The organism is Pseudomonas sp. G(2018) (genome assembly GCF_005502415.1).
Taxonomy (GTDB): domain Bacteria; phylum Pseudomonadota; class Gammaproteobacteria; order Pseudomonadales; family Pseudomonadaceae; genus Aquipseudomonas.
Genome location: NZ_SCOO01000090.1, coordinates 1 through 1,268 on the forward strand (window position 1 = coordinate 1; position 1,268 = coordinate 1,268).

The 1,268-nt window shown below is 59.7% G+C and carries 1 protein-coding gene; it reads left to right on the plus strand.

Going from position 1 to position 1,268, the window contains the following annotated elements; translation table 11 throughout:
* Positions 1-70: 70 nt before the first annotated feature.
* A protein-coding gene (locus FFS64_RS31175) for an IS3 family transposase (RefSeq protein WP_372242196.1) occupies positions 71-1,268 on the plus strand; the annotation gives its coding sequence in 2 pieces (ribosomal slippage) (positions 71-416 and positions 416-1,268; 1,199 coding nt annotated over the 2 pieces). This gene is flagged as partial in the annotation.

Sequence of the window (1,268 nt, forward strand, 5' to 3'; positions counted from 1 at the left end):
TGAACGAGCCCCATGAAAGACAGGACACCGTTTCCCCCTTACGATAAGGGATAGGCAAACGGTTATGTTTATGACTAAAAGCAACGATAAGAGTGGAGAGCTTTTGGGCCAGGAGCGGCGCCGCCGCTGGAGCCCAGAGCAAAAACTGGCCATTGTTCGCGAGAGCCTGGAGCCAGGGCAAAGCGTTTCGGTGGTGGCGCGACGCAACGGCATCAACGCCAACCAACTGTTCCTCTGGCGCAAGCTGTACCAGGACGGCAGCCTGTCGGCGGTCAGTGCTGGCGAAGCCGTGGTGCCGGCCTCCGAACTGAGCGACGCGCTCAAGCAGATCCGTGAATTGCAACGGATGCTGGGTAAGAAAACGATGGAAGCAGAAATCCTCAAAGAGGCCGTGGAAATCGCCCGGTCGCGAAAATGGATTGCGCACTCACCCTTGTTGCCGGGGGACGACCAGTGAAGCTGGTCAGCGAATGTCTCGGTGTGGCGCGCTCGCAATTAACGGTTCGAATCAAGCAATCGGTATCGCCCAAAGCACGGCGAAGCAGACCGGTGAACGACGCTGAGCTGGTGGTTGAAATCCAGCAACAGGTCAGTGAGCTGCCCAGCTATGGCTACCGTCGTGTCTGGGGATTGCTGCGTCGCGCCCGTGAAAAGCAGTCGCTGCCCGCGATCAACGTGAAGCGGGTCTACCGGGTGATGCGTGATCACAACTTGCTGCTGGAGCGGCGCCTCAAACAACCTGGCGTGCCGCGTCGGCACGAAGGCCGAATTGCCGTGCAAACCAGCGATACGCGTTGGTGTTCGGACGGCTTTGAGTTCCGCTGCGAGGACGGCGCCAAACTGAGCGTGACCTTCGCCCTTGACTGCTGTGATCGCGAAGCCATCGGCTGGGTCGCCAGCCCGACTGGGTACAGCGGCGATGATATCCGCGACTTGATGCTGGAAAGCGTGGAGAAGCGCTTTGGTGATCAACTGCCCACCACGCCGGTACAATGGCTCAGCGATAACGGCTCGGCCTACACCGCCGAACAGACGCGCCTGTTTGCTCGGCAGATCGGTTTGCAGCCGGTGACCACACCTGTGCGCAGCCCGCAGAGCAATGGCATGGCCGAGAGCTTCGTGAAGACGATCAAGCGTGACTACGTGGCGCACATGCCCAAGCCGGATCGAGAAACGGCCTTACGCAACCTGGCAATTGCCTTCGAACACTACAACGAGCAGCATCCGCACAGCGCTTTGAACTATCGCTCGCCGAGGGAATTCAGGCG